The sequence below is a fragment of the Pontibacter kalidii genome (assembly GCF_026278245.1).
In the GTDB taxonomy this organism is placed as follows: domain Bacteria; phylum Bacteroidota; class Bacteroidia; order Cytophagales; family Hymenobacteraceae; genus Pontibacter; species Pontibacter kalidii.
In genome coordinates this window covers 3,258,995-3,281,748 of the sequence record NZ_CP111079.1, presented here as the reverse complement: position 1 = coordinate 3,281,748, position 22,754 = coordinate 3,258,995, and the positions used below count along the sequence as shown (strand labels likewise).

At 53.8% G+C, this 22,754-nt stretch carries 23 protein-coding genes; 15 read left to right on the top strand and 8 right to left on the bottom strand.

Going from position 1 to position 22,754, the window contains the following annotated elements; translation table 11 throughout:
- Positions 1-111: 111 nt before the first annotated feature.
- Positions 112-1,443 (bottom strand): tRNA lysidine(34) synthetase TilS, encoded by a 1,332-nt coding sequence (gene tilS, locus OH144_RS13715; RefSeq protein WP_266202812.1) that lies wholly within the window; start codon positions 1,441-1,443, stop codon positions 112-114.
- A 123-nt stretch (positions 1,444-1,566) separates the two neighbouring features.
- Between tilS and OH144_RS13710 the strand changes: the two genes are divergently transcribed.
- The 9 genes from OH144_RS13710 (at position 1,567) to OH144_RS13675 (ending at position 10,249) form a co-directional block, all read left to right on the top strand.
- Positions 1,567-3,285 carry an OstA-like protein gene (locus tag OH144_RS13710; RefSeq protein WP_266202811.1) on the top strand — a complete coding sequence of 573 codons (1,719 nt, stop codon included), beginning with the start codon at positions 1,567-1,569 and terminating at the stop codon, positions 3,283-3,285.
- Positions 3,286-3,355: 70 nt separating this feature from the next.
- Positions 3,356-4,180, top strand: coding sequence for an outer membrane protein assembly factor BamD (locus OH144_RS13705; RefSeq protein WP_266202810.1), 825 nt, complete (start codon positions 3,356-3,358; stop codon positions 4,178-4,180).
- Positions 4,181-4,191: 11 nt separating this feature from the next.
- Positions 4,192-4,521 (top strand): DNA-directed RNA polymerase subunit omega, encoded by a 330-nt coding sequence (locus OH144_RS13700; protein WP_266202809.1) that lies wholly within the window; start codon positions 4,192-4,194, stop codon positions 4,519-4,521.
- A gap of 9 nt (positions 4,522-4,530) precedes the next feature.
- Positions 4,531-5,091, top strand: coding sequence for a flavoprotein (locus OH144_RS21530; RefSeq protein WP_323134728.1), 561 nt, complete (start codon positions 4,531-4,533; stop codon positions 5,089-5,091).
- Positions 5,072-5,734, top strand: coding sequence for a bifunctional phosphopantothenoylcysteine decarboxylase/phosphopantothenate--cysteine ligase CoaBC (gene coaBC / locus OH144_RS21525; RefSeq protein WP_323134727.1), 663 nt, complete (start codon positions 5,072-5,074; stop codon positions 5,732-5,734). The genes OH144_RS21530 and coaBC overlap by 20 nt, the downstream gene beginning before the upstream one ends.
- Positions 5,727-6,632, top strand: coding sequence for a type IX secretion system protein PorD (gene porD, locus OH144_RS13690; protein ID WP_266202808.1), 906 nt, complete (start codon positions 5,727-5,729; stop codon positions 6,630-6,632). The genes coaBC and porD overlap by 8 nt, the downstream gene beginning before the upstream one ends.
- A 72-nt stretch (positions 6,633-6,704) precedes the next feature.
- Positions 6,705-6,935: a hypothetical protein gene (locus OH144_RS13685; protein ID WP_266202806.1), complete on the top strand. Its 231-nt coding sequence runs from the start codon at positions 6,705-6,707 to the stop codon at positions 6,933-6,935.
- A 723-nt stretch (positions 6,936-7,658) separates the two neighbouring features.
- On the top strand, positions 7,659-9,356 hold the full coding sequence (recN, locus tag OH144_RS13680) for a DNA repair protein RecN (RefSeq protein ID WP_266202805.1): 1,698 nt from the start codon (positions 7,659-7,661) through the stop codon (positions 9,354-9,356).
- An 80-nt stretch (positions 9,357-9,436) separates the two neighbouring features.
- Complete coding sequence (locus OH144_RS13675) at positions 9,437-10,249, top strand: enoyl-ACP reductase FabI (RefSeq protein WP_266202804.1); 813 nt, start codon at positions 9,437-9,439, stop codon at positions 10,247-10,249.
- A gap of 314 nt (positions 10,250-10,563) precedes the next feature.
- Here the strand turns inward: OH144_RS13675 and OH144_RS13670 are convergent, their stop codons facing one another.
- Both OH144_RS13670 and OH144_RS13665 read right to left on the bottom strand, forming a co-directional pair.
- Positions 10,564-10,935: a cupin domain-containing protein gene (locus OH144_RS13670; protein ID WP_266202803.1), complete on the bottom strand. Its 372-nt coding sequence runs from the start codon at positions 10,933-10,935 to the stop codon at positions 10,564-10,566.
- Positions 10,936-10,959: 24 nt separating this feature from the next.
- Positions 10,960-11,202 carry a Kazal-type serine protease inhibitor domain-containing protein gene (locus OH144_RS13665; RefSeq protein ID WP_323134726.1) on the bottom strand — a complete coding sequence of 81 codons (243 nt, stop codon included), beginning with the start codon at positions 11,200-11,202 and terminating at the stop codon, positions 10,960-10,962.
- Positions 11,203-11,385: 183 nt separating this feature from the next.
- On the opposite strand from OH144_RS13665, the gene OH144_RS13660 reads away from it, so the two are divergent.
- The 3 genes from OH144_RS13660 to OH144_RS13650 all read left to right on the top strand — a co-directional run bounded on the left by OH144_RS13660 (position 11,386) and on the right by OH144_RS13650 (position 13,018).
- Complete coding sequence (locus OH144_RS13660) at positions 11,386-11,814, top strand: YtxH domain-containing protein (protein WP_266202802.1); 429 nt, start codon at positions 11,386-11,388, stop codon at positions 11,812-11,814.
- A 146-nt stretch (positions 11,815-11,960) separates the two neighbouring features.
- Positions 11,961-12,335 (top strand): YtxH domain-containing protein, encoded by a 375-nt coding sequence (locus tag OH144_RS13655; RefSeq protein ID WP_266202801.1) that lies wholly within the window; start codon positions 11,961-11,963, stop codon positions 12,333-12,335.
- Positions 12,336-12,568: 233 nt separating this feature from the next.
- Positions 12,569-13,018 (top strand): YtxH domain-containing protein, encoded by a 450-nt coding sequence (locus OH144_RS13650; RefSeq protein ID WP_266202800.1) that lies wholly within the window; start codon positions 12,569-12,571, stop codon positions 13,016-13,018.
- 74 nt (positions 13,019-13,092) lie between these two features.
- Here the strand turns inward: OH144_RS13650 and lysS are convergent, their stop codons facing one another.
- A complete protein-coding gene (gene lysS, locus OH144_RS13645) occupies positions 13,093-14,637 on the bottom strand; it encodes a lysine--tRNA ligase (RefSeq protein ID WP_266202799.1) in 1,545 nt (514 codons plus the stop codon).
- A gap of 214 nt (positions 14,638-14,851) precedes the next feature.
- Positions 14,852-15,880: a hypothetical protein gene (locus OH144_RS13640; RefSeq protein WP_266202798.1), complete on the bottom strand. Its 1,029-nt coding sequence runs from the start codon at positions 15,878-15,880 to the stop codon at positions 14,852-14,854.
- Between the two features lie 499 nt (positions 15,881-16,379).
- Here OH144_RS13640 and OH144_RS13635 point away from each other — a divergent pair, with 499 nt between their 5' ends.
- Positions 16,380-16,787: a hypothetical protein gene (locus OH144_RS13635; protein WP_266202797.1), complete on the top strand. Its 408-nt coding sequence runs from the start codon at positions 16,380-16,382 to the stop codon at positions 16,785-16,787.
- Here OH144_RS13635 and ggt read toward each other — a convergent pair.
- Positions 16,784-18,517 (bottom strand): gamma-glutamyltransferase, encoded by a 1,734-nt coding sequence (gene ggt / locus OH144_RS13630; protein WP_323134725.1) that lies wholly within the window; start codon positions 18,515-18,517, stop codon positions 16,784-16,786. The two genes, OH144_RS13635 and ggt, sit on opposite strands and share 4 nt — an antisense overlap.
- Before the next feature lie 90 nt (positions 18,518-18,607).
- Complete coding sequence (locus OH144_RS13625; RefSeq protein WP_266202796.1) at positions 18,608-20,716, bottom strand: carboxy terminal-processing peptidase; 2,109 nt, start codon at positions 20,714-20,716, stop codon at positions 18,608-18,610.
- A gap of 229 nt (positions 20,717-20,945) precedes the next feature.
- Between OH144_RS13625 and OH144_RS13620 the strand changes: the two genes are divergently transcribed.
- Together OH144_RS13620 and OH144_RS13615 are read left to right on the top strand one after the other, a co-directional pair.
- Complete coding sequence (locus OH144_RS13620; RefSeq protein WP_266202795.1) at positions 20,946-21,398, top strand: ferritin-like domain-containing protein; 453 nt, start codon at positions 20,946-20,948, stop codon at positions 21,396-21,398.
- A gap of 112 nt (positions 21,399-21,510) precedes the next feature.
- Positions 21,511-22,062: an arylesterase gene (locus OH144_RS13615; protein ID WP_266202794.1), complete on the top strand. Its 552-nt coding sequence runs from the start codon at positions 21,511-21,513 to the stop codon at positions 22,060-22,062.
- Between the two features lie 75 nt (positions 22,063-22,137).
- Here OH144_RS13615 and OH144_RS13610 read toward each other — a convergent pair whose 3' ends face one another.
- Entirely contained in the window at positions 22,138-22,743 is a 606-nt protein-coding gene (locus OH144_RS13610; protein ID WP_266202793.1) for a DUF4142 domain-containing protein, read from the bottom strand.
- Positions 22,744-22,754: the final 11 nt, after the last annotated feature.

The window sequence follows — 22,754 nt, the reverse complement described above, 5'->3', positions numbered from 1 at the left end:
GGAAAATCTATTGTAAAAACTTCGTTTTCGTATCAAGTATCACGACACACGTAGCTCGACTTTTTTAATTGACAAAGTACTCTCTGAAGGCGTCGTGATACCTGCTACGTGCTACGTGTGTCGTTTCAGAGAAATCTCCACCACCCGCTCGGTTTTATCGCTTACTTTAAAGCGGTTGTCCAGGCGCTGGCCCACCACCCAGGCGATGGATTGGTCGGATACTAGTACCAGGGTCTGTCCTTTCAGGTTGGCGGGTACTTTCTTGTCTATTAAAAAATCACTGATTTTTTTCTTGCCGTTCATGCCCAGCGGCACAAACCAGTCGCCTTCCTGCCAGCTGCGCAGCTTCAGCGGGAACTTGAGTAGATCGGCGTCCAGGGCGGCTACGTGCGGCTTCGTGTTGAGTTTATACTTGTCGGCATCCACATACTTTATCGAAAAATGCACGTTGCCGGCCTCGGCCTCCGTATCGCCCTCGTTAATAAGGATGCTGCCGAAGCTGCTCAGGTTGCGCGGCGTGATCACGAGCTGGTCGCGGTCTTTTACCAGGGTATGGGTTGGCGAGTCGAACTGTTTGCCGGAGATACCCTCCAATGCCTCCACCAGCTCCAGCACCACGCTGTAGCTGAAGTTGAAGGGGCGCAGCAGCTCGTGCAGCACCACCGGCAGGCCCGTGGCGTTCTGCAGCGGCTTCAACGAAACATACCTGGCTTGCTCCGCCTCCTTTATACTTTGCTCGCGCAGGTTCTCGATGTAGGCGGCCACGATACTTTCGGCATGGCTCACGCGCTCGGCCGTGTGCTGCATCGTCTCCTCCAGGCTGGGGTTTATCTCCTTGAGCACCGGAATCACCTCGTGGCGGATCTTGTTGCGCTGGTATTTGGTGGTCTCGTTGGAGCTGTCCTCGCGCCAGATGAGCTTGCGCTCCGTCACGTATTCGTAAATATCATCCTTGGTAACCGAAAGCATGGGGCGGATGATGTACCCGTTTTTTGGCGGGATGCCGTGCAAACCGGCAATGCCGGTGCCTTTGGTCAGGTGCAGCAATATGGTCTCGGTCAGGTCGTTACTGTGGTGGGCTGTGGCGATGTAGTCGTAACCTTCCTGTTGCCTTACCTGCTCAAACCACGCGTAGCGCAGCGTGCGGGCAGCCATTTGGGTAGAGAGTTTCTCCTGCTCGGCAAAGGCGCGGGTGTCAAAGTTTTCGGTGAAGAAGGGTACATCATACTTTTTGGCCAGCTTTTTGACGAATAGCTGGTCGGCCTCGGCGTCCTCGGCGCGCAGCCCGAAGTTACAGTGTGCCACGGCAAAATCATACTTGAGCTGGTGCAGCACCTCGCAGAGCACCACCGAGTCGATGCCGCCGCTAACGGCCGCTAAAATTTTATCTGTTGGCCCGCAAAGGCCATGGGCTTGTATATAACCTGAAACTTTCTGTAGCATAAAGCAGCGGACGGTAAATTTTTTCTACTTTTGAAGTATAAAATAGACGAAAGACTGTTAGGCAAAGGACAAAAGAACCGGAATCCTTTGCATCATGTCTTTAGTTCTTTGTCTGAGATTTAAATGAACCACACAAAATTACTCTTTTCTCTTGTCTTTACCCTGATTGCGTTCACCGTTTTCGGGCAGAACGGGCGGCAAGGGCAGCCTACACCGCCACGGCCTGTGCTGCAGCAGCAGACCCCGCCGCAGCCGGCACAGCAGCGCCCAAGACAGGGTCAGGGAGAGAAAGTGCCCGTAGACCTGCAGCAGGCCGACAGCCTGATCGGCGGTACCTTTAACGGCCAGCGCATCGATAAGCTCATCGGCAACGTGATCTTTAAGCAGAAAGATGGTACACTTTACGCTGACTCTGTTTATCAGTATAAAGAAAAGAATGTGCTGGAGGCTTTTGGCAATGTGCGCATTAACCAGGCCGATACCGTGAATATCACCGGCAACACCGCCACCTACAACGGCGACACCCGCACCGCAAAGATTATTGGCAATGTGGTGATGCGCGACCCGCGTATGACACTCACCACGCCCAGCCTGGACTATAACCTGAACTCTCGCACCGCCACCTACACCGAGGGCGGCGTGATCGTGGATCCGGAAAACCGCCTCGAAAGCCGCCGGGGCTCCTACAACACACAAACGAAGATGTTCGATTTTCAGCAGGATGTAAAAGTTAGAACCGCTGATTACAACATCAAGGCGCAGAACATGCGCTACAACACCCTTACGAAGGTGGTGTATTTTCAGGGGCCAACCTTTATCGATGGCGAGCAGGGCGATCTGTATGCCGAGGAGGGCACTTACAACACCATTACCAAAGTCTCGAACTTCGGGCGCAACGCCTACATCCTGACCGATGAGTACCGCCTGGGTGGCGATAAGCTATTCTATGACCAGAATACCGGCTATGGCTATGCCCAGCAAAACGTGTCGCTGCGCGCGCTGAAGGACGACGTGATCATACGCGGTGCCATTGGCCGCTACTGGCGCGATAGGGGCGAGGCCAAGGTATACGGCAACGCACTGATGGAAACCGTAATGGAGGGCGATACGCTGTTTTTGTCTGCCGATACGCTCTACTCGCAGGAACCCAGGGGAGCCAGAACGGCAAGTATGATCTATGCTTACCCGAATGTAAAGATCTTTAAATCGGACCTGCAGGGCAAGGCCGACTCGCTGAGCTACAACCGCACCGACTCTGTTATGCACCTAAACGTGAACCCGGTGCTCTGGAGCGAGGAAAGCCAGATGGTGGCCGATACCATCCACGTCCAGCTGCGCAACAAGACTATCGACCGCATGTACATGTACAGCAACTCCTTTATCGCTTCGGAGGATACGCTGCAGAACTACAACCAGGTAAAGGGCCGCGATATGACCGCATACTTTGTAGATGGAGACATAAGACGGGTGAATGTGAACGGCAACGGTGAGAGTTTATACTTTGCCTTGGAGGGCGACTCGGTGCTGACAGGTATGAACAAAGCCATCTGCAGCGACATGACCTTGATGTTTGCGGAAAATAAACTGAAGCGAATATCGTTTCTGGTACAGCCGGACGCCAGCTTTGTGCCGCCGCATGAGCTGGAGGAGGGAGCACAGCAGCTGGAGGGCTTTAACTGGATGGCGGAGTTGCGGCCCACCAAGGAGCAGGTGCTGCTGAAGGCGCCTTTGCCTAAGGTGCAAACCAGCGCAAAACCAGCTGTGAAAGCGCCTGCCGTGAAGGCCACAACCAAAGCCGGCAGCCGGAATAAAGCGGGCAGACCTAAGAAAAACAGGCAGTAGTGAAGAAAGCTGCCCTCCTGGCCGAATCTCTTTTGTAAATCAAATGGATATTCTATAATTTTGCCCGTTCATGAAGATAGGCTTTTTCCATAGTATCGCACTGTTTTGCCTGTTGCTGCTGGCCACCGGCTGTAGTAACTTTCAGCAATTGCTGAAAAGCAACGACGTCAGCAAGAAGTATAAGGCTGCACTGGAGTATTATGAGCAGGAGGAGTATTACCGCGCCTCGCAGCTGCTGGACCAGGTAACCGACCTGATGGCGGGTACCGAGGAGGCGGAAAAAGCCCAGTTTTACCGCGCCAAGGCGCACTTCCTGCAGGGCAACTACATCCTGAGCGATGCGTACTTCCGCAACTTCTACACCACCTACCCACGCAGCCCGTATGCCGAGGAGGCCATGTTCCTGCAGGCACAGTCGCTCTACGAGCAGTCGCCGAGCTACGAGGAGGACCAGACGCCAACCATAACCGCCATCGAGGCGTACGAGGAGTTTTTGGTGCGCTACCCGAACAGCGAGCGCGCGGAGCGAGCCAACAAGGTGCTGGAAGAGCTGTACACCAAACTCGACCGAAAAGACTTTAACCAGGCCCGACTGTACTATAAATTGCGCTACTGGCGCTCAGCAGCGGTAGCCCTGAATATTTTCCTGCAGGAGCACGCCTCTTCCCCGTTTGCCGAGGAAGCAGCTTTCCTGAGACTCGACGCACAGTACCGCTTCGCACAGGAAAGCGTACCGGGCAAGCAGGAAGAGCGCTACGACGTGGCGCTGGATTACTTCCAGGCTTTTGTGGACACCTACCCGGAGAGCAGGTTTAAGCGCGACGCGGAGCGCATCTTCGATGGGGTGCAGACCGCCCTGGCAGCTATCAGAAAAACAAAACAACAGAATTCATAAAGTATACATATATGGCAGTAGTTCCATCATCAATCGTTACCCGCAACATGGCCGACTTTGCAGAGCAAACCGGCAACATGTACATGTCTGTGTCAGTTATCTCGAAAAGAGCTAACCAGATCTCTGTGAAGCTGAAAGAAGAGCTGAACTCCAAACTGGCTGAGTTTGCCACTACCGTGGACAACCTGGAGGAGGTGTTCGAAAACCGTGAGCAGATCGAGATCTCCAAGTACTACGAGCGTCTGCCTAAGCCTACCAGCCTTGCTATCGAGGAGTTCCTGGAAGGAAAGGTATATGTTAGAAAGCCAGACGAGGATACCGAGGAGGACATCAACCTGTAATACAGGCGGATGCTGAAAGGTAAGAAGATTATATTGGGAGTTTGCGGAAGTATAGCAGCCTATAAAGCTGCTCTGCTTGTCCGTCAGCTCGTAAAAGCAGAAGCAGAAGTACAAGTCATTTTGACTGCTTCTGCTTCTGAGTTTATAACCCCTCTGACGTTGGCCACGCTCTCCAGGCGGCCCGTGCTCAGCCAGTTTGTACGGGATGAGACCGGCATGTGGAACAACCACGTGGACCTTGGCCTTTGGGCCGATGCCCTGGTGGTGGCCCCGGCCAGTGCCAACACGGTCGCCAAGTTTGCCAACGGTTTCTGCGACAACCTGCTCAGTGCCACCTACCTCTCGGCGCGTTGCCCGGTGTTTATTGCCCCGGCCATGGACCTGGACATGTACCAGCATCCGGCAGTGCAGAATAATTTTACCAGGCTACGCGGCTATGGGAACCACATTATTGAGGCAGGTTACGGTGAGTTAGCCAGCGGGCTGGTAGGGCAGGGGCGCATGGCAGAGCCGGAGGAGATTGTGCAGGTGCTTCAGAATTTTTTTTCAGGTGACAGAAAGATCGTTTAAAGGCAAAACAGTGCTGCTTACGGCAGGGCCCACACATGAACCCATTGACCCGGTACGCTTTATCGGGAACCACTCCACAGGCAAAATGGGTTATGCCTTGGCAGAGTGCTTTGCCGAGCACGGGGCAAAGGTGGTGCTGGTATCCGGCCCCACAAACCTACGCACCAACCACACCAGTATCGATGTAAAGCATGTGACAACCGCCGAGGAAATGTACCGGGCGGTGCTGAAGCAGGCCGATGCCGCCGATGTCTGGGTATTTGCCGCCGCGGTGGCCGATTACCGCCCCAAGACGGTGGCCGACAAGAAGATAAAAAAAGCCGGCGACGAGCTGACGATAGAGCTGGTCAAGAACGTTGATATTGCAGCAGCGCTGGGCAAGCAGAAAGAAGAGTGGCAGTTTTCGGTGGGCTTTGCCCTCGAAACCGACAACGAAGGTGCCAATGCCCGTGAGAAACTCCGGAAGAAGAACCTGGATATGATCGTGCTCAACTCGCTCAACGACCCCGGGGCCGGCTTTGCGCACGACACGAATAAAATCACCATTATGGAGGAGAACGCCACCCATACGTTTGAACTGAAGAAGAAAAGTGACGTGGCGCAGGATATCGTAAACTTAATCTGGGAGCGGATATATGGCTAAGAAAGTACTTGGTTTGCTGATGCTGATCTTCACCGCCTGGTCTGCCAGGGCGCAGGAATTGCAGTGCGATGTGGTAGTAAACAGCGAGCAGGTACAGTATACGGATCGTCAGTTGTTTACGGAGATGCAGACGCGCATCTCGGAGTTTATGAACAACCGCCGCTGGACCGGCCAGGCCTACCGTCCTGACGAGCGCATCAAGTGCCGCATCCTCATCAACCTGACGGAGATGCCCGAGATCGGAACCTTCCGGGCCAACGTGCAGGTGCTGTCGGTGAGGCCGGCGTACGGCACCGGCTACGAGTCCGTGCTTTTCTCCTTTATCGATAAAGACTGGACCTTCCAGTTCAATGCCGCCCAGCCGCTGGAGTTTGCCGAGAACAATTATACTTCCAACCTGTCGTCGATGCTGGCCTTCTACGCCTACATGATCATCGGGATGGACAACGACAGCTTTGGCCGTTTAGGGGGCTCCCCCGCCTTCGACAGAGCCAGGGCCATACTCAACCTGGCCGCCTCGCAGGGTGCCGGCTACCCTGGCTGGAAAGCCTTCGACAGTAACCGCAACCGCTACTGGCTGATTGACAATGTGCAGGATCCGCAGTTTCTGCCGTTCCGCGAAGGCCTGTATACCATGCACCGCCAGGGGCTGGACCAGATGGCCGAGAAGCCGGAGGAGGCACGGCAGAACGTGCTGGGTATGCTGACCAATATCCAGCGCCTGCAGCAGCAGAAACCCAACTCCGCTATCCTTCGCGCCTTCTTCGATGCCAAAGCCGATGAATTGGCCAACATGTTTAAGGCGGCCGCTCCGGCGCAGAAGCAGCAGGCCTTCACTATCTTATCGCAGGTAGACCCCACCAACAATAGCAAATACGAAGTTTTGCTAAAACGCTAAAATTTTTAGAATTCTGCTAAAAGGGTGTAACTTCGCGGGGCAAAATTTGCTGCCGACTTTATACGTGTGCCCATGGGAAAACGCCAGATCCGTATTTTCAGGAGAGACCTTTTAGATCACCAGTTTGAGCTGTTGCAAAGCCCCGCCGTGCAGGTGGTATTGCGCAGCAGAGTAGTGCTGAACGGGAAGCTGAAGAGGCTGGATGCCAACGGGGCCGAGCTGCAGGACCTGCGCTTCGACTACCATACTTTTCCGCTCGAGCAGGTGGAGGAGATGATCTATGATGTGGAGGCGCCGTATTGAAGTATAAAGTATATGAGCAGAGCCTGGACACAACTGCTGTTCCGGATTTGCAATCCGGAACTCGTGAAAAGCGGATTTGAAATCCGCACGTTTGCCAGTAGCAAAAGCCTTTACCAAGCGGATTACAAATCCGCGGCTAATTGTACCTTCGGGTTGCAAATCCGAAAGAGCGAGAGAAACTGGAAGTTTATACTGTAAGAATACTTCAGAAAATTATAAAAGTATACTTTCCTCGCGCCACTGCTAAACCGAAAAACCTTTCCCAGTTTTTCCGGGAGGCGCCTTGTGAGATCCGGTGCCCGGTAAGGGCAGCCGCAGCGCAGCGGAGGCAGGAGGGAACACAGCGCTGAGTGGGAAAACGAGGCCTCCCGGCCTGGGAGGGCAGAAAGCCAGAAATGAAACGAGCCGCTTTTGGGAACTAGAGGATCAGCGGTGTTTTGAAAGTATAGCTTGGATACGGTTGCAGGAGGTAGGGGCTAAAGTATAAAGGCACAAGCGGACGCTTGCGCCAGAGAAAGTATAAGGTATAGCCCAAGCAAGTATGGCTTTGCAAGCCAGTCGAGTTACAAACCCGATATCATTGATAGGACACAAGTATAAATACTTGCGCCAGTATTTAGAACAAAACAACGGTACATCCCATACTTCAAAAAAAGAACAGAATTACCGAACTTTAGCATAGGCCAAAATCCTTCTTATGTCTATAGTCTTGCGTTATAGTATATGCTGATAGATCTCAAAATAAAGAATTACGCCCTGATCGAGAAACTGGAGATGAACCCCTCGCCGGTGCTCAACATCATCACGGGCGAGACAGGGGCGGGTAAGTCCATTATGCTGGGGGCCATCGGCCTGTTGCTGGGAAACCGCGCCGATACCAAGCTGCTCTTTAACCAGGCGGAGAAGTGCGTGATCGAGGGCGTGTTCGATATATCGAGCTACAACCTGCAGGAGCTTTTCTCCAAGGAAGACCTGGACTTCGACAACCAGTGCATCCTGCGCCGTGAGATCAGCCCGAGCGGCAAGAGCCGCGCCTTTGTGAACGACACACCCGTAACCCTGGACGTGATCCGCAAGATCGGGGAGAACCTGATGGACATCCACTCGCAGCACGACACGCTGCAACTCGGCGACACGAGCTATCAGCTCAACATCCTGGATATTTATGCGGGCAACACGTCCTCGATGGGCAATACCACCTTCGATATCTATGCCGGAAATCTATCTTACCTGCGCAACTACAACGAGAGCTACCGCCAATATAAAAAGCTGGAAAGCGACTATAAAAAACTGACCGACCAGCTGGCGCAGGCGCAGAAGGAGCACGATTACCATGCCTTTCTGCTCAGTGAGCTGGACGAGGCCGGACTGCAGGAGAACGAGCAGGAGGAACTGGAGGAAGAGCTAAAGCAGCTGGAGAATGCCGAGGACATCAAGCTGAAGCTGACCCAGGCGGTGCAGAGCCTCACCGAATCGGAGTTCAACATCACCTCCGCGCTGAAAGACACCGTGCATACCTTGAGCCAACTGTCGGCCTTCTCCAGCAAGTATGAGGAGCTGCGCAGCCGCACCGAAAGCTGCATGATTGAGCTCAACGATATTGCCGGGGAACTGGAAGATGCCGAGCGCAATACCGAGGCCGACCCGGAGCGCACGCTGGAGGTGCAGGAGCGCCTGAACCTGATTTATACCCTGCAGCGTAAGCACCAGGTGCAAAGCAACGCCGAGCTGCTGCAGATCCAGCGCGAGCTGGAAGAGAAGGTAGGTAGCGTACTGAACCTGGACACGGCCATCACCAACACTGAGAAAGCCATGAAAGCCGCCGAGCAGGAGGTGCTGGAGAAGGCTGCCATACTATCGGAGCGCCGCAAAGCCTCTTTCGCTACCTTTGAGGAGGAGCTTTACAAACTGCTGGCGGAGCTGGGCATGCCGAACGCCCGCATCGTGATTCAGCACAACGAGGTAGCGCCATCCGCCACCGGCACCGACGACATCAGCATCCTGTTCAGCGCCAACAAGGGCGCGCAGCCGCAAACGCTGATCAAAGCCGCCTCCGGTGGTGAGTTCTCGCGCCTGATGCTAAGTATAAAGTATATGCTGGCCGATAAAACCGCATTGCCGACCATCGTGTTCGATGAGATTGATACAGGTATATCCGGGGAGGTGGCCGTGAAGGTGGGTAAGATGATGCAGCAGATGGCGCAAAAGCACCAGATCATCGCCATTTCGCACCTGCCGCAGATTGCCGCCCAGGGCGATTCGCACTACTTCGTGTACAAGCACGACACCGAGGACCGCACCATCAGCCGTATTAAAAAGCTGGACGACCAGGAGCGTATCAACGAGATAGCGCACATGATTGCCGGCGCCAACCCGAGCGATAATGCCTATCAAAGTGCGAAAGAGTTGCTTTCACTCTAAGTAGGAATTGCTATATTGCTGCTTCGTTTCCGGGGAAACCGGTAACTATTGGTTAGGGTAAAAAAATAATAACAAAAGACATGTCTTATAATCTTTTAAAAGGAAAGAAGGGAATCATCTTCGGTGCCCTGGACGAAAAATCTATCGCCTGGAAAGTTGCCCTGCGTGCCAAGGAAGAAGGAGCGGAGTTTGTGCTGACCAACGCGCCGATCGCGATGCGTATGGGTGAAATCAACAAGTTGGCCGAGCAGTGCAACGCGCAGATCATCCCGGCAGATGCCACCTCGGTAGAGGATCTGGAGAACCTGTTCACAAAGGCGCAGGAGATACTGGGCGGCAAGATCGATTTTATACTTCACTCCATCGGCTCGAGCCCGAACATCCGTAAAGGCAAAGCCTACGGCGACCTGAACTACGAGTGGTTCCAGAAAACGCTGGACATTTCGGCGCTGTCTTTCCACAAGGTGATGCACGTAGCTGAGAAGCAGGATGCCATGAACGAGTGGGGTTCCGTTGTGGCCCTTTCTTACATCGCAGCACAGCGTGTGTTTCCGGACTATACCGACATGTCGCATGCCAAGGCATTGCTGGAGTCTATCGCCCGCAATTACGGCCACCGTTTCGGCAAGCTGAAGAAAGTACGCGTTAACACCATCTCCCAGTCGCCGACCAAGACAACGGCCGGTACAGGCGTGGGTGGCTTCGATGCCTTCTACGACTATGCAGACAAGATGTCGCCGCTGGGCAATGCCTCTGCCGAGGATTGCGCCAATTACACCATCACCCTGTTCTCGGACCTTACCCGCATGGTAACAATGCAGAACCTGATGCATGACGGCGGCTTCTCCTACATGGGCATCTCCGAGGATATTGTGGACATGATTTCTAAGTAATTTGAAGTTTCGGGAGTGAAGATTTGAACATAATCTTTACTCCCTTAAGTATAAAAAAGTCCCCTGCTAAAGTATAGCAGGGGACTTTTTGTTTAACCCTTCCAGAGAGATTAGGGCTGTTATGCTTTATAGATACTGAGGAAAAGTTCTCCTGTCATTCTGTAAAGAAACCTGGCAAAAGGGAGGGTAAGCAAGGGCTACTTGCCCACAAGATCCTTTCAGGATGACAAAAAGAGAGCGGTAACATACCTTTGCTCTCGCTCGCGTCCCGCGAGCGAGGGGTATCCGGTGCCAGAGGATTCCCTAATCTATACTTACTCCTCCTCCCGGTGCACAGCGGTAAAATCGAAGGCGGGGATGCAGATGGACCAGTACTCGGTCTCATGGTCGTAGGGGTTGGCGTAGCGGATGCGGGCACCCGCTTTGATAAGTATGGATTCGCCGGCGTTCACCTCTACCTCCTCGCCATCGATTTCGATGAGTTTCTTGCCGCGTGTCACGATCGTGATCTCGTCGAACTCCGGTGTCTGGTGCGGCTCGCCCCAATGCGGTGGCGCCACCATGTGCGCTACGCTGAAGGCGCTGGTGTGCGTGGAGGCATTGCCGAAATGCTCCTCTATCAGCTTGCCGTCGGTGGTAGGCACCCGGAACGGCTTGGTCTGCTTAAAATATTTCTTCTGGCTCATCTCTCGTGCTGTTAAAGTATAAACTTACTGCTTGTCCTCGCAGGCGCCTTTGGTGTAGGAGGTAACGCCGGCATTATCGGCCACGCAAGGGTTGCTGTAGGTTTTGCCATCGCAGCCGCACACAGGCTCGTACTGCATGGTGCAAATGGCATCAGGGTTTATCTTGGCTGGGTCGATGCAGGTGGTGGCCTGAGTCGCAGCGTTGTTGTTTACGCAGGAGGCCATGCCCGCGAACGTGAAAATGGAGATCGCAATTACTTTTTTCATAGTTTAGAGTTGTTAAAATTATCTACGTATATAATAGAAACACATGCCGAAATTAACCTGTAAGGCCGCTGCCCGTATGTATCTGCAAGTACAAAAATATAGAAATTAGAACAGATTAAGCCTGTCTTCCGGAACAACCTGTTTGAACCTTCTACTTCTAAAATCAACAGATAACATAAAACTATGAACCAGATCAACAAAGACAGTGATAAGATATTGATTGCCACGCTTGCCGGTATCGGTGTAGGGGTAGCCGCAGGGGTGCTGTTAGCGCCCAAAACAGGCCGCGATGCCAGGGAAGAAGTAATGCGCCAGCTAAACCGCGCCAGCGACGAAGTGAACAGCAGCGTGAAGCGCTGGACGAGTGGGCTTAAAACCAAGCGCAGCCATAACGCCGGAACCCCGCCGCAGGAAGACTACGACCTGGTGATGCACGGCTCTTGGGATGATGTGAAGCGGCAGCTGCGCCAGAACTATGATGAACTTACCGAGGAAGACCTGACGTACGAAAAAGGGCAGGAGCACGAGCTGTTGGACCGCCTGCAAACCCGGATCGGGAAAACAAGAGACGAGATCCAACGCATGCTCTCGGACCTGAACTTTAAGTGGTAAGGTAAGGCGTAACGGCTTGCTCTGATATATTTTATGCGTTACGGGCAACTATAATAGTATCTTTTAGTATAGGTATAACTTAATGTTAGTTTGACCGTTATTAAGGCACAGAATTAAATCAATAAGTATAAAACAGAAAAACGACTATGAAAGACAATAGCGGAAAAGTTTTGCTGGCGATGCTGGCTGGTGCCAGTGCAGGTGTGATAGCAGGTTTGCTGATGGCTCCTGACACAGGCGAGGTTACCCGTACCAGCATAAAAAAATGGGCTGGCAAGATGAGCAAAGACCTGGAGAAAAACCTGCAGGACGGCCTTGAGGAAATCAAGAAGATGAGCGGTGACACCTTTGGCAAGTCCTCGGGTGGCGACAGCGGCAACAAAGGTGGCAACACTGGTGGTGCGGGCTCTTCGGGCTCTTCAGCGACAGGCGGATCAACCTCAGGTGGCAGTTCAACATCTGGTGGATCTAGCTCTGGCGGCGGATCATCGGCCACGGGCAACAGAGGCGGCAACGCTTAAGCCAAGACAAATATTTTTTCGAGGTGACACTACTGCCTGAGAGGTGGCCCTGAGCCGCAACTCGCTGAGGAGGCTGTTGGTGGCACCCGCGGATGCGCCTGCCCTGATCTGGGGCAGGCGCTTTTGTTTTAAAGGCCGCTTTGTTAACCTAAAGCGCTTGCTCCCGTTATAATCATAATAGTTGTGCCTTCGTTAGAAGGCTTTTATGTACCAATTTAAACCAGAACCAAACTATGAGAACTCATATGGAATGCCGATCGCTTGGAGAGAATAAGTCGAATTACAGCACGCATGAGTCTGTGCGCCAGATCAGGCAGCACGGCATCGAACATAAGGCATATAAAGGCAAAAGCAGCAGTGGCGGGGGCGGCGCCCTGGCGTTAGGCTTGCTCGCCGGAGCTGCTGCAGGCGCGCTGGCAGGCGTGCTGCTTGCCCCCGATAAGGGTACTGTGATGCGCAGAAAGGTGACTGACCAGGCTTCTAAGCTGGGCAGCCAGGTAAACAAAGGCTACAGCAGCACCAGAGGCAAAGTCAGTGATTGGACTAGCAAGATAAAGACCGGCAAGTCTGACAGCCAGGCATCGGGCAACGTAAAGAAGAGCCCGTATACCGACCCAGGCAAGTGGGATGACCAGGAGAACCGGAACATGACCGACACCGCCAGGAATTCTCCCACTGTTTAAGGATGGAAGTATAAAAGAAAACCGGCCTGCTATACTTTAGCAGGCCGGTTTTTTTATTGGGTATTTCCTAAAAATTACTTTTTCTCTTCCTCTTTCTTCTCTTGTTTCTCGGGCTTCATCTGCGGGAAGAACAGCACATCCTGAATTGACTGGGAGTTGGTCATGATCATGCTCAGGCGATCGATACCCACACCCAGACCGGCTGTTGGCGGCATGCCGTACTCCAGGGCGCGCAGGAAGTCCTCGTCCAGGGCCATAGCCTCCACATCGCCGCGACGGGCCAGCTCCAACTGCTCCTCAAAGCGGGCACGCTGGTCAATCGGGTCGTTCAGCTCAGAGAAGGCGTTGCAGATCTCCTTGCCATTGCAGATCGCCTCAAAACGCTCCACCAGACCTGGCTTGCTGCGGTGCTTCTTGGCCAGCGGGCTCATCTCCACAGGGTAATCCGTGATGAAGGTCGGCTGGATCAGGTAGGGCTCCGAGGTCTCGCCGAAAATCTCGTCTATGAGCTTGGCTTTGCCCATGGTTGGGTCGGTATGGATGCCCAGCTTTTCGGCTGTCTGGCGCAGGTCCGCCTCTTCCATGTTGGAGATATCGATCTTGGTGAAGTGCTCGATGGCCTCGAACATGGTATAGCGCTTCCAGGGGCGGGCAAAATTAATCACGTTGTCGCCTACTTTCACTTCTGTGGTGCCATGCAGGGCCAAGGCTACTTTCTCCACCATCTCCTCCACCAGCTCCATCATCCAGTTGTAATCCTTGTAAGTGACATAGAGCTCCATTACGGTAAACTCAGGGTTGTGGAAGCGGCTCATGCCCTCGTTGCGGAAGTCCTTGGCAAACTCAAACACGCCGTCGAAGCCACCCACGATCAGGCGCTTTAAGTATAACTCGTTGGCAATGCGCAGGTACAGCGTCATGTCCAGGGTGTTGTGGTGCGTTTTAAACGGACGAGCCGCCGCACCACCATGGATAGGCTGCAGGATAGGTGTTTCCACCTCCAGGTAGCCTTTCTCGGAGAGGAAGCTGCGCATGGTGTTTACCAGCTGCGTACGCTTCTTGAAAGTCTCGCGCACGTGCGGGTTCACGATCAGGTCCACGTAGCGCTGGCGGTAGCGCAGCTCGGGGTCCGTAAAGCCGTCGTGCACGATCTCGTTGCCGTTCTCGTCAATCTCGCGCTTCACGATCGGTAGCGGGCGCAGTGACTTGGAAAGCACCTTCAACTCGGTCACGTGTACCGATATCTCACCTACCTGCGTTACAAAGGCATAGCCCTTGATGCCGATAAAGTCACCGATGTCGAGCATCTTCTTGAGCACCGTGTTATAGAGGTCCTTGTTCTCGCCGGGGGCAATATCGTCTCTGGAAACGTAGATCTGGATGCGCCCGGTGCTGTCCATCAACTCGGCAAACGAAGCTTTACCCATGATGCGGCGGCTCATCAGGCGACCGGCAAGCGTTACTTCCTGGAAGTTGTTCTTCTCCTTATCGAAGTTCTCCTTTATCTCCTTGGCCGTAGCCGTAACTTCAAATGTTTCAGAGGGATAAGGGTTGATGCCCATTTTCTCCAGCTCTTCGCGCTCATGGCGTCTGCGTAGTTCCTGTTCGCTCAGTTGCATGCGATTTATACGATAAGTGATGTGTTCAGATCAAGCTGCAAAATTCGGAAATAATCGGCAGCTTTTAAAGGGTTAATTGCTGATTGTTAAATTGGCTGCTGGTTGCCAGTCCCGGCGTATAAAGTCCGTAGAATCATAGGCTTGTGTACCTTGAAATGAAAAGCTCCTGCAAGTACAGACCTGCAGGAGCCCAAAGAAAAAAAGAAGGTATACCTTAGGCCGCCTGGCCCAGTTCGTAGCCTTCGTTGCCGAGCAGTGGTTTGAGCTGCTGCTCCAGCCTTGTCTCCACAAAAGAGCGCTGCAGGTACTTAGGCAGCTCCTGCACAAACTCGGCATACTTCTGCAGTCCGATGGCCTGCGCCACAAAGCACTCGTGTATGCCGTTGAGGTAGCTTACGATCTGCAGCAGCGACTCGTGGAACAGCTTAAAGTCGATATCAGCCTGCACAAAGCGCTCGATCTCGCGATGGGTGCTGGATATTCGTAGCCGCGCCATCAGGTCGAAGAGTGTGGTGTAGCCGATGCGCCAGGTGAGTTGCTGCCAGTGCTGCGGGCCGAATTTCTGCAATACTTCGCTGGTTTTGTTGCTGCGTATAGCCGTGGCCGCATTGGCTTGCACCTGCTGCCTTACTGCCTTGGCCCGCTGACGGCGCGTAGTGCGCAAAAACTGCCCTATCTGCGACTGCGCCTCCAGCTCTTTGCCCGCAATCTGCAGACCCGGCTTATAGTAAGCCAGCGGCAAACGGTGAACGTTAAAATCGTCGTAATGGCCGGAGGCGTAGAAGCCCATCGCCCGGGGATACGTGTTCTTGACCACCAGTCGCCCTGCCTCGCGCAGCACCCAGGCTTCGTTGTTGGTCTTCAGGCCACGGGTATACAAAAAGGCCTGCAGGCCGGCAAACACCGCATAGTAAGCCTGCGGGAAAGTCCAGTGAAGGGCATTGCGCATATACTCCTCGTCGCCCAGCTCGGCGGTGGCACGCAGCGCGTACTCGGTGCTCCAGCTGTTCAGTAAAAGTTTTTTTATCGCCTCCAGGTCCTGCTCGTTCAGCTCGGGCTTCTGCTCCTGCAGTATGGGCAGCTGCCCTGGCGCCGTGGTTCCGGAGTTCTGGATGTGGTAGTTTATCGCAAAAAAGTAGTTCAGAAACACCTGTGCAGGTATGGATTTCTGCCATACTTTATCCGTGTTTTGTGTTTCCTCCTGATACAGGGAAAGCACCTTGTCTTCGTCTCTCTCTTTCATGTTTATAAAACAATCGTGAGGCTGTATCAGTTGCATAAAAGCAGGGAAAAATACGTTGCACAATGCTTTTATATAGTTGATAATCAAATAGTTGTCAAGTTATTTGAAAAATTATCTGCTAAAGTATAAACGTGGTTTTACAGGAGAGTGGAAGGGCTGTAAAAAGTCCGCTGAAGCAAGTTTTAAGGAGGAGTAAGTAATTGTACTATCCCAATTGTGTGGCCTCTGAAAAAGCGAGCAAATATACTTTGCGGATTCTTGAGGAGAAAGTTAACTAACTCTTCCCGGTCCTTCCAGGTTTTGCAGGACGTGCGGCAGGACTTGAGCCCAGGAGTAGCCTGAAGTGTGAGGCAGAAAGAAGTAGGAAGAGAGAGGAATTTTATGCCTTGTATCCACACCTGCTGCAGAAGCCGGCTTCTACCGTGCTTTTAGACATGTGACTAAAGTATAACCAAGCAGGCGTGTTGGCGGTAAACCAAGTATAAAATTTATACTTACCATGAACATCGTAGACAGACCAGACATAGCCAATAACACACACGCGGCCGTGCTTATCGGCGCAGGGCTCACAAGCTACTTTCTCAATGAGAACAGACCGAAGACGGCGCTCATTCCACCCTTGGCGGGAAGTGCGTTGTTCTTGCTTAGCTCTGGCATGAAGTCCGGCGACAGGAGTGTGGCGCATGCGGCGGTAGGGGTTACCTCACTTCTCAGCATAATGACAGGAGTGCTCTTCTCCAAGGCCATTGCCCCATCTGAAGAAGCGAGGCAAAAGTTTAAGCCCGAAGTACGCCAGCGCAGGGCCAGCGTATTCGGGCTTATGACTTTAACAGGTCTGGCCGCTGTGGGCGTGTATGTGGCCGGCTTTATTCAGAAGCGGAAGCAGGCCGAAAGTATGATCGCTTAGAAACCGGCAGCAACATCATCGCCGCGAGGGTCGGCACCGCCCTCCAGCCTGCCGTCGGGCAGCACCAGGATGGCGTCTACACGGCCGTATTGGCCGCGCTGTTTCAATGTATAGCCTTTGTTTTGCAGCTCAGTACGTACCTGGGCAGGGATGGCATCGGCGGTGTGCTGAATCTCATCGGGCAGCCACTGGTGGTGGAAGCGCGGGGCGGCCACAGCCTGCTGCATCGTCATGTCGTGCTCCAGCACGTTCAGGATGGTCTGGAATACAGAGGTGATGATGGTAGAGCCGCCCGGTGTACCAACTACCATAAACAGTTTGCCATCTTTTTCCAATATGGTGGGCGTCATGGCGCTGAGCATGCGTTTGCTGGGCTGTATGGAGTTGGCTTTCCCACCTATCAGGCCGAACATGTTCGGTACGCCTGGCTTGGCGCTGAAGTCGTCCATTTCGTTATTGAGCAGAAACCCGGCTCCTTCCACCACTACATAGGAGCCATAGCTGCCGTTTATGGTAGTGGTCACAGCGACAGCGTTGCCGGCAGGGTCTACAATGCTGAAGTGGGTTGTCTCTTCGCTTTCGAAAACCGGCAGCTCACCGGCCTTTACCTCTGCCGAAGGTGTGGCCTGCGCCAGGCTCATGGTGCTCATGCGGCTCTTCAGGTACTGCTCGTCCAGCAGCTCTTCCATGGGTACTTCCACAAAGTCAGGATCTCCCAAATAAGTAGCGCGGTCGGCGTATACGCGGCGCTCCGCTTCTGTCATGACCTGAATGGCCTCCGTGCTTTGCCAACCATATTGGCGTAAATCGTAAGGCTCCACCATTTTGAGGAGCTGCGACAGGGCCAGGCCCCCGCTGGATGGAGGACCCATTGAGATCACTTTATAGCCTTTGTAGTCGCCGATGATGGGCTCGCGCCACACCGAAGTATAACGGGCCAGGTCTTCATGCGAGATGATGCCGTTGCCGCGCTGCATCTCTTTTACCAGCAGGTCAGCCGTTTTGCCAGCGTAGAAGCCTTCGCGGCCTTTATCACGGATGCGCTCCAGGGTGCGGGCCAGGTCCGGGTGGCGCAGCGTGTCGCCGGCTTGCCATTCCTGCTCCCGTACCAGGTAGGGGAGATGCTGGTTGTTTTTGAGGAAAGAATCACGCGTGTTGTTCAGGCCTCTGGCTTCTTTCTCCGTTAACACCACGCCTTGGCGGGCCAGGTCTACGGAGGGCTGCACCAGCTCTGCCCAGGGCAGTGAGCCATACTTCTGGTGTATCTTCACCATGCCATCCACAGAGCCCGGTACGCCTGCTGCCAGGTGGCCGTCGGTGCTCAGGCCAGCTACCACGTTGCCTAGGCTGTCCTGGTACATGGTCTCTGTGGCTGCCGCCGGGGCTGTCTCCCTGAAGTCCAGCGTGGCCACCTCGCCGGAATTGCTTCGAGCCACCATAAAGCCGCCGCCGCCAATGTTGCCTGCCGCCGGGTGCACTACGGCCAGGGCGAACTGTGTGGCAATGGCGGCATCATAGGCGTTGCCGCCCTTCTGCATGATTTCCATGCCTACTCTGGAGGCCTCGGGGTGTGCCGATACCACCATGGCTTTCTCGGTGATCAGGCCACGCGCAGCCTCAGGCGCTTCTTTCGTGGTTTTGGTGGCGCAGCCACTTAGCAGGGTAGGGAGCAGGGCCAGCAGCAGCAGCCATATTTTTAACGGGGCTGTTTTAGGGGCGTTCAGGTGCATTTTTATCAGTGTTGATGTTTGGGCACTTAAGATATAAAAAAACGCCAGCTATTACACATAGCTGGCGTTTCTCTTCCTCAGGGTGTTGGCTTACTTCAGGTCTTCCTGGATGATGGCCACGGCCTCCTCCACGTATACGTCCTGCTTCAGGCCTTTCATAAACTCTTTGTTGCGGGCCAGCTTGGCGGTGTCGCCGCCGAGGGCCTGCAGGTCCTGCTGCAGGCGCTTCACGTTCAGCACCGGCACCTCTTTCTGCGCTTCTTCCAGTCGCTTGGCCTCCGCTTCTGCCTTTTTCTCCTCTACCAGGTACTTCTCCAGCTGCAGCGAACGGGTCGTGTTGTCAGACTGCTTTTTCAGGCGCTCAGCGCTCTCCTTTATCAGGCCGAAGCTTTCGTTCTGGGCTACACGCTGCTGGCTACTGGCTTTTACCTGCGAGAGGTTCAGCTTGCCGTTGTTCCATGGTTTATACTTTGCCGGAGCGATCTCATCAAACGGGAGGGCAAAATCCTGCTCCTTCTCCCCAAATTCCAGGTAAGCGTAGGCATCCGGAAGTACAACGTCCGGCACTACCCCGCGCAGCTGTGTCGTGCCGCCGTTAATGCGGTAGAACTTCTGCGTGGTCAGCTTCAGGGCGCCAAATGGCTTGTAGGGGTTAAACTGCGCCGGCAGGGCCTCATCTAGCTCAAAGAACTGCTGCACCGTGCCTTTGCCAAACGTTGAGCTGCCCACAATCACGGCGCGCTTGTAGTCCTGCATGGCGGCGGCCAGAATCTCAGAGGCCGAGGCACTGTTGGAGTTCACCAGTATCACCAGGGGGCCTCCATACTGCACCTGCGTGTCGCGGTCGTCGAGCACTACGGCTTTGCCGGAGGCTGTCTTTACCTGCACGATCGGACCCTGCTCGATGAACAGGCCGGCCATTTCCACGGCATCAGCCAGGGAGCCTCCGCCGTTATTGCGCAGGTCAAGTATAAGTCCCTTCATGCCGGCAGTCTTCAGCTTGTCAATCTCCTTCTTCACGTCGGCACCGCTGAAACGGCCGTTCTTATTTTCGAAGTCGGCGTAGAAGCCCGGCAGCTTGATGTAGCCGATCTTTTCTTTATCCTCTATCAAGGCAGACTGGGCATAGGTTTCCTCAAACACGATCACGTCGCGGATGATCGGGATAACCTTGGTCGAGCCGTCCGGCTTTCTCACTGTCAGGCGTACCTCCGTGCCTTTCTTGCCACGGATCAGCTGGATGGCATCGTCAATGCGCATGCCTTCTATCAGCACAGGGTCTTCAGCGCCCTGAGCCACTTTCTGGATGGCATCGCCTGGCTTCAGCTCGCCCTGCAGGTAGGAGGGGCTGCCTGGTACGATCTCCATCACCTTAATTTGTCCGTCCTTCTCCTGCAGTGAGGCACCTATGCCCTCCAGGCGGCCGGTAAAGTTGATGTCGAAATCAGCCTTGGCCTTCGGCGGGAAGTAGCCCGTGTGCGGGTCGTACACGTTGGTAACGGCATTGATATAAGTGGCGCGGCGATCCTCACGGTTCACCTTGGCCAGGCGCTGGTACAGGTCGTCGTAGGTTTTCTTTACCTTCTCGCGAGCCTCTTTTTCCAGGGCTTCAAAAGATTTCTGCTCCGCCTTCGGGTCTTTCTCCAGCTTCTTCTCCTGCTCCTTCTGCATATCTACCAGGCGAACCAGCGTCTGGTACTTGAGCTGCTTGCGCCATGCTTCCTTCAGTTCGTCCTTGCTTTTGGCAAAGGACAGCTTCTCGCCGTCCAGCTCAATCTGCTCGTTCGTGGAAAAGTCAAAAGGCTTGGCCAGGACCTCTTTGTAGTAGGCCTCAGAGTCCTTGGTGCGCTGCTCAATCAGATCGGCAGACAAGTCAAAGAACTGGAACGAACCCTGACGCAACTCATCGTCGATGGCTGTTTCATACTTTCGTAACTGCTGCACATCAGAGGCAAGCAGGAACTTCTTGTTGTAATCCAGGCGCTCCAGGTATAGTTTAAATACCTTCTTAGAGAAGGCGTCGTCTACTTTTTCAGGTTGGTAGTGGCCGGAGCTAAGGCCCTGCATCAAGGCTTTGATCAGGATCTCGTTCTTACCCTCAGGTGTGTTGCCGTTTTTATAGAGTATGAAGGAGCCCGTCACGAGGATGACGGCCAGTACCGACAGTATGATTTTAAAGCGAGTTGTCAATGATATCATCTATTTATTACGTTGAACTACAGGTTAGATTGCAAAAGTGATGCCGCTTACGCGCTTTGGCATGGTTAAGCATGTAATGTAGGTGAAAAAAACTTTTTATCATAGCTACGCAAGGCTACATCCCACAACAGAGGCCACCTTAAAGTACCATACGTGGTGCGGCGGCTGATATTATAACTGATGGACGGCTTTTTTCGTTTCCGTAAGTATAAACCAAAACGTAACAGCTATGAATAACAACGAAAGAACCATTGATGTTTTACAGGAACTTAATCAGTTTGTAAACGATAGAATTGAGGGCTATAAGCATGCCGCCGAGATCACGAAAGATCCGGCGCACCAGTCTTACTACAAGGACCTGATGAACCAGAGCCGCCAGTTCTCCAGCGAGATCAACAGTACCATCAGCCAGATGGGCGGCAATACACAAACCAACACCACCGCGAAGGGGAAGCTCTACCGTGGCTGGATGGATGTGAAGAACACGGTAGCCGGCAACGATGAGGAGGAAGTGATCAAGTCCAACATTACGGGCGAGGAGTGGGCCCAGAAAGCCTATAACGATGCCCTGGACCACAGGGCGGAGCTTCCGCAGAATGTAGTACAGATGGTGGAGAAGCAGAAACAAGCCTCCCTGGCCACCTGCGAGCGCCTGCGCCAGATGGAAAAATCAGCCGACTAGGAGTATAAATCAACTAAAACAAAAAGGGTTGCCAACTAATGGCAACCCTTTTTGTTTTAGCAAGTGTGGCAGGGAAATTGCCACATTTTGCAGACACAGAATCAGCTATTACATGAAGAACATACTTATATTCGGAGACAGCCTGACAGCTGGCTACGGCTTACCTGCTGCGAAAGCATACCCCAGCTTGCTGCAGGAGCAGCTGCAACAGGAGGGGTACACGGGCTATAGAGTTTTAAATGGCGGCCTGAGCGGCGATACCACCGCCAGCGGCGTGCACCGCATAGACCGCTGGCTGCACGAGCCCATCGCAGTTTTTATACTTGCACTTGGTGCCAACGACGGCCTGCGCGGTATACCTGCCCGCGAAACCAGCCAGAACCTGCAGGAGATCATCAACAAAGTGCGCCAAAAGTACCCGGAGGTAAAGATCATCCTTTCAGGGATGGAGATTCCGGATATCGTGCCGGGGCGCTATGCCGCGGAGTTCCGGAAGCTGTTCAGGGAGCTGGCGCTACAGAATAATACCCACTTTATCCCCTTTCTGTTGGAGGGTGTGGCCGGCAACCGCCTCCTGAACCTGCCCGACGGGGTACACCCGAACGCGGAAGGGCAGAAACTGCTGGCACAGCACACCTGGGGCAAACTGAAAGAGGTACTGTGAAAAGTATAAAAGGCATGGAGGCCGGGGAATCCCCGGCCTCCATGCCTTTTATACTTTATAAATACGGACGTATCCTTAGTTGTCAAGGTTCAGGCCTGTGTCACTGCGCTTAAGCTCTACTTCCTGGCCCTTGGCCTGCTCGTACTGCGCCTGCAGCTCCTTCAGGGTGTTGCGGGCCCACACCGAAAATGCGGTGGCATCCGCCTCCTCTATGTCTTTCAGACCGTCGTCGAACTTATCAATGGCCTCTTGCTGCGCCTCCGTCAGCTGTTCCCAGTACTCCTCGTTAAAGTTCTCCGCCTCGCGTAGCTCGGTCAGGTGCTCCTTGCCCTCCTCCTCCAGCTGCTGTGGCAGGCTGACGCCGTACTGCTGCGAAAGCTCCCGTAACTCCTCCTGCTTGGTTGTATACCAGTCTACCAGGTTCTGGCCATAGGTCTTCACGGCGTCTGAGGCGCCCTGTGCGGCTGCCAACTTGCCGAGTTCTACCTGCAGTATGTTGTTGCGGGCCGCAAACTGCATCAGCTCCTGCTTGTCTTCAGTAAGGGTGGAGTCGGTGCCGGCTACCGTGGCTGTCTGGGAGGTGGTTTCGGCGGTGGTGGTCTCTTCGCCAGATCCGGAGTCGCAGGAGGCAAACAGGAAGGCGCCTGCCGCGCACCAGATGGCTATCCATGTGTTTCTCATAGTTCTTTATG